This is a genomic window from Haliea sp., from assembly GCF_041395985.1.
GTDB lineage: Bacteria > Pseudomonadota > Gammaproteobacteria > Pseudomonadales > Halieaceae > Haliea.
The window spans coordinates 1-7,488 of the sequence record NZ_JAWKZJ010000010.1 but is presented as its reverse complement, the minus strand read 5'-3'; the positions used below and the strand labels follow the sequence as shown (position 1 = coordinate 7,488).

At 63.0% G+C, this 7,488-nt stretch carries 8 protein-coding genes; 5 read left to right on the top strand and 3 right to left on the bottom strand.

Features of this window, described 5'->3' with window-relative positions:
- A partial coding sequence (locus R3E49_RS15925; RefSeq protein WP_371295952.1) for a GNAT family N-acetyltransferase occupies positions 1 to 311 on the top strand: 311 nt, incomplete at its 5' end.
- A 2-nt stretch (positions 312 to 313) separates the two neighbouring features.
- Complete coding sequence (locus tag R3E49_RS15920) at positions 314 to 769, top strand: GNAT family N-acetyltransferase (RefSeq protein ID WP_371295951.1); 456 nt, start codon at positions 314 to 316, stop codon at positions 767 to 769.
- Between the two features lie 36 nt (positions 770 to 805).
- Here the strand turns inward: R3E49_RS15920 and R3E49_RS15915 are convergent, their stop codons facing one another.
- Both R3E49_RS15915 and R3E49_RS15910 read right to left on the bottom strand, forming a co-directional pair.
- Positions 806 to 1,498, bottom strand: coding sequence for a glutathione S-transferase family protein (locus tag R3E49_RS15915; RefSeq protein WP_371295950.1), 693 nt, complete (start codon positions 1,496 to 1,498; stop codon positions 806 to 808).
- A complete protein-coding gene (locus tag R3E49_RS15910) occupies positions 1,498 to 2,412 on the bottom strand; it encodes a LysR family transcriptional regulator (RefSeq protein WP_371295949.1) in 915 nt (304 codons plus the stop codon). Before R3E49_RS15910 ends, R3E49_RS15915 begins: the two co-directional genes overlap by 1 nt.
- A 127-nt stretch (positions 2,413 to 2,539) precedes the next feature.
- Here R3E49_RS15910 and R3E49_RS15905 point away from each other — a divergent pair, with 127 nt between their 5' ends.
- From R3E49_RS15905 to R3E49_RS15895, 3 genes are read left to right on the top strand one after another with little or no spacing between them, the layout of a single operon-like run.
- Positions 2,540 to 3,877 (top strand): aspartate aminotransferase family protein, encoded by a 1,338-nt coding sequence (locus R3E49_RS15905; RefSeq protein WP_371295948.1) that lies wholly within the window; start codon positions 2,540 to 2,542, stop codon positions 3,875 to 3,877.
- Positions 3,878 to 3,900: 23 nt separating this feature from the next.
- Positions 3,901 to 4,869 (top strand): AEC family transporter, encoded by a 969-nt coding sequence (locus R3E49_RS15900; protein ID WP_371295953.1) that lies wholly within the window; start codon positions 3,901 to 3,903, stop codon positions 4,867 to 4,869.
- 51 nt (positions 4,870 to 4,920) lie between these two features.
- The gene (locus tag R3E49_RS15895) at positions 4,921 to 6,126 is read left to right on the top strand and encodes a CaiB/BaiF CoA transferase family protein (RefSeq protein WP_371295947.1); all 1,206 of its coding nucleotides are present in this window, start codon (positions 4,921 to 4,923) and stop codon (positions 6,124 to 6,126) included.
- A 10-nt stretch (positions 6,127 to 6,136) separates the two neighbouring features.
- Here the strand turns inward: R3E49_RS15895 and R3E49_RS15890 are convergent.
- Positions 6,137 to 7,488, bottom strand: a 1,352-nt coding sequence (locus tag R3E49_RS15890) for a flavin-containing monooxygenase (RefSeq protein WP_371295946.1), incomplete at its 5' end; no start/stop codon positions are given.

The window sequence follows — 7,488 nt, the reverse complement described above, 5'->3', positions numbered from 1 at the left end:
TGCAGCCACCGGAGTACGCGTCGTGCAATTGGCGTCATGGCGGGGCCGCCCTGGTGGTGCACCATCTGGTTGTGCATCCGGACTATTGGCGAATGGGTTATGCCGGGCGTTTCATGGAGTTTGCCGAGCGCTACGCCAGCTCCCTTAAGCACGATGCTATGCGCCTGGATGCCTACTCAGCCAATACGGCTGCACTCTCACTGTATCGCTCGCGCGGCTATCGGGAGGCGGGTGAAGTGGTGTTCCCGCGGAGAAGTCGTCCTTTTATCTGTTTCGAAAAGACGCTGGTTCACAGTGAGCGCGAGGGATAGTCATGCAGATCAGGGAAGACGACCTCACCGCCAGTGACGTGATCGCACTGCTGCAGGAGCATCTGCGCAACATGCACGAATGGTCCCCGCCAGAGAGCGTGCATGCGCTGGACCTGGAGCGGCTGAAGCAGCCAGAGATCACGTTCTGGACGGCCTGGGAGAACGGGCTCTTGATGGGTTGTGGGGCGTTGAAGGAAATCGATCTCACGCACGGAGAGATCAAATCGATGCGAACGCCCTCGGCGAGGCGCAGGCGCGGTGCCGGGCGTGTGCTGCTGCAACACATCATCGCCGTGGCGCGACAGAGAGGTTATCGCCTGCTCAGTCTGGAGACCGGGAGTCAGCCCGGTTTTGAGCCCGCGAGAAAACTCTATGAGAGCCATGGGTTCATCTACTGTGGCCCCTTTGCGGGATATGAAGATGACCCCCACAGCCAGTTCATGCAGCTCAGGCTATGAGATCGGCTCGGTAAAGTGCCTGCCCTGCGCAGCTATCTATGCACGCAGGTCTTCCAGCGTCCGGCCCACGCGTTTCACGTCCTGCTCGTGGGCCTCATCGCGCCATGTTTCCGCCAACGCAGCGGCGTACCATGCCTGCATGCCGGGCAGGGCCAATACGCGTTTGACGTAGTCGTTGCAGTCCGCGGACAGCGACAATCGGTATGTTTGCAGCCGGAACACCACGGGCGCGTAGAACGCATCGACTGCAGAAAAAGCGGATCCGGCGAGAAACGGGCCGCCGAAGCGCTCAAGCCCCTCCATCCACAGCGAGTCAATGCGCTCAAGGTCGCGTTGCAGGGGGGCGGGTACGTCATGTAATTGCACGCGGATGCCACAGTTCATGCTGCACACATCGCGCAGAGCCTGAAATCCTGAATGCATTTCCGCGGCAGCGCAGCGTGCCCAGGCGCGGGCAATCCCATCGGCGGGCCATACGGCAGGCACCTGTTCCGCGAGATACTCGGTGATCGCCAGCGAGTCCCATACGACGGTGTCGCCGTCATGCAGGCAGGGCACCTTGGCGGTGGGTGAAAAGCGGGCAAATGCGTTGTCCGCGCCGCCGCTGCCAAATGGCACCAGGTGTTCCCGGAAAGGAATGTCCAGTGCGTGCAACAGCAGCCAGGGCCGCAGCGACCAGGAGGAGTAGTTCTTGTTGGCGATGTACAGTTGCAGCGTGGTTTTAGGCATTAGTGCACCTCGGTCAGGGCCCTCAGCAGCGTTTCCACCACTCTGCTGGGCGGCGGCGACTGGCGCAGTATAGCGCTGAACTGGCAGATGTACTGGAAGCGGTCGGTCGCCAGTGCGCGCATGCGCCGTGCGCGCACGAAGGTCTCGGCATAGTGCTGTGGGAGGTAGCCGAGATATCTGCCTGAGAGTATCAGGTGGGCCACGGCTTCCTGGTCCCAGGCAGTGGCGTCGCGCTGTTGACCTCGCTGGCGCGTCACCTCCATATTGGGCGAGTGATAGCCAATGCCCACGTATTTGCTGGAGAGGATCTCGCTGTCTGCGAGCTCTTTGCCCGCGCGCCCGAACAGCGGGTGGCCTGCTCCGCAGTACAGGTACATCTGTTCATTGAATAGTGTGTGGTAGATGAGGCTGCTGGAGGGGCGATGGTCGGGAATGATACCCAGATGAAAGCGGCCCTCAATGACGCCTCGCTCAATGGCGTTGATTGGCTCTACGTGCACTTGCAGGTGGACACCGGGAGCTCGCTCGTCGAACAAGGCGAACGCGCGGTCGATGTGACAGGCGGGGTTGGAAGCGGTTTTGTCGAAAATGGCGACAGCAAGTGAGCCGGTCAGGCGCTGGTTAATGTCATTGACGTCGTGCTGGTAGTCTTCGAGAGCCGCGACCACTTTCTCTGCTGCCTGGTGGAATTGGGCGCCTTCATCTGTCAGGGCGAAACCGCCGCGTCCGCGGCGACAAAGCGTAAACCCCAACCGTGCCTCCAGGTCCTTGATATGTCGCGAGATGGTAGAGCGGTTGATGTTCAGCTCCAGTTCCGCGGCCGCGAAGCCGCCGCAGGCGACCACGGCGCGAAACACCCGCAGCAGGCGCAGATCGTTGTCGGTGACGGTGCCCAGCAGGGCCTTGCGTGACACGGTGAAACTCCCTCTGTGAGCTGTCTGTAAAGTTTCATCTTAATGAATCTCAAAAGCGATAGATAATGATTTATGCATCTGTCACGAGGGCCTAGAATGCCTGCAAATCACCTGGGGACCTTACACCATGACCGCCATGCCCGACCGTCACAGACTCACCCGCGAGCAGTTGGAAGCGCACTGGATGCCCTACACAGGGAATCGCCAGTTCAAGCGCGACCCGCGCATGATCGTGGCGGCAGAAGGTGTCCACTTTATCGATGACAACGGTCGGCGGGTACTTGATGGGCTGTCCGGTTTGTGGTGCAGCGGGGCAGGGCACAACCGTCCAGAAATCGCTGAGGCCGTGCAGCGCCAACTGCTCACTCTGGACTACGCACCTGCCTTTCAGTACGGGCACCCCGGAGCCTTCGAATTGGCCAACCGCGTTAAAGCCCTCACGCCCCCGGGGCTGGACTATGTGTTTTTCACCAACTCCGGCTCGGAAGCCGCCGACACGGCGCTGAAAATGGCCCGCGCCTACTGGCGGTTGAAAGGGCAGCCCGCGAAGACCCGGCTGATCGGGCGCGCCAAGGGTTACCACGGGGTCAACTTTGGCGGCATCTCGGTGGGAGGCATCGGGCCCAACCGCAAACTGTTTGGCCCAGCTGTGGAAGCGGACCACCTGGCACATACCCTGTCGCCGGATACGCTGTTCAGCCGCGGTATGCCGGCGCAGGGCGCCGCGCGTGCGGACGAGCTGCTGGAGCTGATTGCCCTGCATGACGCCAGCAATATCGCGGCTGTGATTGTCGAACCGATGGCCGGTTCTGCCGGGGTGATTCCGCCACCGGTGGGCTACCTGCAGCGACTGCGCGAGCTGTGCACCGCACATGATATCCTGCTGATTTTTGATGAGGTGATTACCGGTTTCGGCCGCTGTGGCGCGATGACCGGTGCCGACGCCTTTGGTGTCGTCCCCGACATCATGAACGTGGCCAAGCAGCTCACCAATGGCGCCATCCCCATGGGGGCGGTGATTGCCAAAGCCGAAATTTACGACACCTTCATGGCGCAGGGCGGGCCGGATTACATGCTCGAATTCCCCCACGGTTACACCTACTCGGGCCACCCGGTGGCCTGTGCCGCCGGGCTGGCTGCCCTGGATATCCTGGAGCGGGAGCAGCTGCCGCAGCGTGTGGCGCGCATGGCGCCATACTTCGAGGCTGCCCTGCACCAGCTGCAGGGTGCTCCCCATGTCGTGGATATTCGCAACTATGGCTTTGCCGGTGCGCTGCAACTGGCGCATTACCCCGGTGAACCGGCGCGGCGCCCCTTCGAGGTGGCCATGCGCATGTGGGAAAAAGGGTTTTATGTGCGCTACGGGGCCGACACCGTGCAATTGGGTCTGCCCTTTGTGATTGAAGAGGCCCAGATCGATAGCTTGCTGGAAGCGCTGGGCGACACCCTGCGCGAGCTGGCCTAGCGCGCACCGCGCGTTTGCCTGCTGTGCCGGACCTCAACCTGTGGCAACTTACCCTGACCGCAGCGGCCGTGAGCCTGCCCACCTTTGGCTGGGTGATGCTGGGCCTGGTGCTGCGCTTGCTGGGCTGGCTGCAGCCGCGCCATGTGCAGGCCATCTCGAAGTTCGCTTTCAACGCGGCGCTGCCCTTGCTGCTGTTTATCAGCGCCGCCGGGGTGGATTTTGCTGCCATGGGCGGCGCCACTTACCTGCTCGCGGGGGTGCTGGCAACGGTGCTCACCCTGTGCCTCAGCTGGGTCTATGCACGCTGGCGGGGCTTTGCGCCGCCAACGCTGGGCGTGTTTGTGCAGGCCGGCTTTCGTTCCAACCTCGCGATACTTGGCTTCGCCCTCTGCCATGCAGCCTACGGCGATCAGGGGCTAAGCCTTGCGGCATTGCCGGTCGCGGTGATGACGGCGCTCTATAACGCGCTTGCGGTTTGGGTACTGCAGGTGACGCACGGAGGCAGCCGCTCTCTTGGTGGGCTGCTGGTTGGACTGGTGCGCAACCCGCTGCTGCTGGGTATTGGCGCAGGCATGTTATATGCAGTATCCGGCATACCACTGCCGGGTTTTACGCCCGTTGTCAGTCAGCTGTTGTCGCAGGGTTTCCTGCCGCTGGTGCTGGTGAGCATCGGCGCTGCCATGCGCCTCTCGTTGCTGCGCAGTGCCGGTTCGGTCACCTGGGAAGCAGCGGGCTGGCGTTTGCTTGTGGGGCCCACCCTTGGTGTGCTGTTGGCGCTGCTGCTGGGTGTGGCGCCCATGCAGTTGGGCGTGCTTTTTCTGCTGCTGAGTTCGCCGGTGGCCGCGGCGAGTTTTGTGATGGTGGTAGCGGCGCGGGGCGATGGCACACTGGCATCCAATATGATTGTGCTCACAACGCTGCTGTCCATTCTCACCGTAACCGCCGGTTTCGCCCTGCTGGTGGTGCTTGGCCTGGCAGCGGTTCCGCTCTGACCTGTGCCACGGGTGTGGGTATAATCCGGGTTTTTGCCTGGGGGAGAAACCGTGACAACTGCGACAAGGCCACTGGAAGGGCTGCGGGTAATAGAACTGGGCCAGCTGCTGGCGGGGCCCTTTGCCTGCACAATACTCGGGTATTTTGGTGCCGAAGTGATCAAGGTGGAGGCGCCCGGTGGCGACCCCATACGCGGCTGGCGGGTGGTGCAGGACGGCACCTCACTCTGGTACCGCAGCCTGGGCCGCAACAAGAAAAGCGTTACGCTCGACCTGAAGAGTGAGCGCGGTCGGGAGCTGGTCCTGCAGCTGCTGGACACCGCCGATGTGCTGGTGGAGAACTTCCGCCCGGGAGCGATGGAGGCGTGGGGTCTTGGCCCCGAGGTAGTGAAGGCGCGTAACCCAGGGCTGGTGTACGCCAGGATTTCAGGCTACGGACAGACCGGGCCCTACGCCAGCAAGCCCGGATACGCATCGGTGACTGAGGGCTTTGGCGGCTTTCGCTACATCAACGGTGAGCCAGGCAAGGCGCCAGTGCGACCCAACATCAGCCTGGGTGACACCGTCGCAGCACTGCATGCGGCACTGGGTATCACCCTAGCGCTGCTGCAACGCGTTAAGCCGGGCGGCGAAGGGCAGGTGGTGGACGTGGCGCTGTACGAGTCGATTTTCAACCTGCTGGAAGGCATGGTGCCCGAGTACGACGGCGCCGGCGTGGTGCGCGAGCCCTCGGGCACCACGGTGACGGGTATCGTACCCACAAACACCTACCGCTGTGACGACGGCAAGTACGTGGTTATCGGCGGCAACGGCGACTCCATCTTCAAGCGCCTGATGACGGTAGCGGGGCGATCCGATATGGCGGCGGACCCGGCGCTCGCGGACAATGCCGGCCGGGTGCTTCACGAGGCGGAGATCGACAAGGCGCTGGGGCTCTGGTGCGGCCAGCATTCCTCGACCCATGTGATCAATGTGCTGGAGGAGGCCCGCGTGCCGGTGGGCCCGATCTACTCCGTTGCCGACATGCTCAACGATCCCCAGTATCAGGCGCGTGGGCTGTTTGAGCAGGTGGAGATTGACGGCAAACCGCTGAAAATTCCCGCCATCCTGCCGCGCCTCGCCGGGACGCCCGGACGCACGGAATGGCCCGGCGGCGATCTTGGCAGCCACAACCGGGATGTCCTGCAGGGGTTGCTGGGCCTGGACGACGACGAGCTGGCGCAGCTTGCCGCGGATGGGGTGATTGCCCCGGGCTGAGCAGTGCGGCCTAGCCGGTCTTGTCCAGAACTGCGTGAGTCGGGTTGCTGAACACGAGGCTGCCGTCATCCAGCGGTGCCGTCGGCAGGGTTTTGCGGTCCCTGCGATAGTCCTGGGAATTGCGCCAGGGGTCGCGGTCCCCCTGTTTGGGAAGCCGGTGCAGCGCGCGCTGTATGTAGCCCGCACTGAAATCATCTAACCAGGGGCGCGCCGGCATGTCCTTGTCGGTGGGTCGCAATGTGGGCGTGACCTGCGCGACACCGCAGCGGGCCATGTGGTTCAGCAGACGGCCGACAAAGCGGGCGGTGAGGTCGGCACGCAAGGTCCACGAGGCGTTGATGTAGCCGTAGGTGTTGGCCATGTTCGGCACCCCGGAAAACAGCATGCCGCGCCAGGTCCAGCACGAGCCGAAGTCTACCGCTTCGCCATCCACCTCGAAGCCGATGCCGCCCATCACTACCAGCTGCAGCCCCGTGGCGGTCACGATGATATCGGCCTCCAGCGTTTCACCGGACTGCAGGCGAATGCCGGTTTCCGTGAAGCTGTCGATGTGGTCGGTCACGATGTCCGCCCGGCCGCTGCGCAGGGCGGCATACAGGTCGCCATCGGGCACCAGGCAGAGGCGCTGGTCCCAGGGGTTGTAGGCGGGCGTGAAGTGTTTCTCAATGTCGAAGTCCGGCCCCAGCGACTTGCGCAGCATTTTCAATAGCTGTGCCTTTACCTGCTCCGGCTGGGTGCGACTCTTCCTGTACACCCACTGCTGCAGCGTGGTGTTTTTCCAGCGTGTGATGGCATAGGCCCAGCGCTCGGGCAGGCAGCGCCGCAGCAGGTTGGCCAGCTTGTCGCGATTGGGTCGCGATATGACGTAGGTCGGCGAACGCTGCAACATGGTGACGTGGGCCGCGTCACGGGCCAGTGCCGGCACCAGGGTCATGGCGGTCGCGCCAGAGCCGATGATCACCACGCGTTTGTTCCGGTAGTCGAGCTCCTGTGGCCAGTGCTGGGGGTGCACCAGGGTGCCGCGGAAGCGATCCTGTCCAGCGAACGCCGGTGCATGTCCCTGGGCGTAGTCGAAGTAGCCCGAGCAGAGCAGCAGGAACTGGCAGCTGAAGCACTCTTCGCGGACCGCGCCCTGTTCATCCGTGACAGCGACGTCCAGTGTCCAGCGCGCTGTGTCACTGCTGAAGCGGGCCCGCAGTACCTTGTGTTGAAAGCGGATGCGTTCGCGCACGCCGTATTCGTCCGCCGCGCTGTTGATGTACTCGAGAATCGACGCGCCGTCGGCAATGGCGCGTTCGTGTATCCAGGGTTTGAAATCGTAGCCCAGTGTATGCATGTCGCTGTCGGAACGAATCCCGGGAT

Bases quoted from the DNA above. Each gene is read 5' to 3' on its own strand.
- R3E49_RS15905 (WP_371295948.1), top strand. From the start codon at position 2,540: ATGACCGCCATGCCCGACCGTCACAGACTCACCCGCGAGCAGTTGGAA.
- R3E49_RS15920 (WP_371295951.1), top strand. From the start codon at position 314: ATGCAGATCAGGGAAGACGACCTCACCGCCAGTGACGTGATCGCACTG.
- R3E49_RS15915 (WP_371295950.1), bottom strand. From the start codon at position 1,498: ATGCCTAAAACCACGCTGCAACTGTACATCGCCAACAAGAACTACTCC.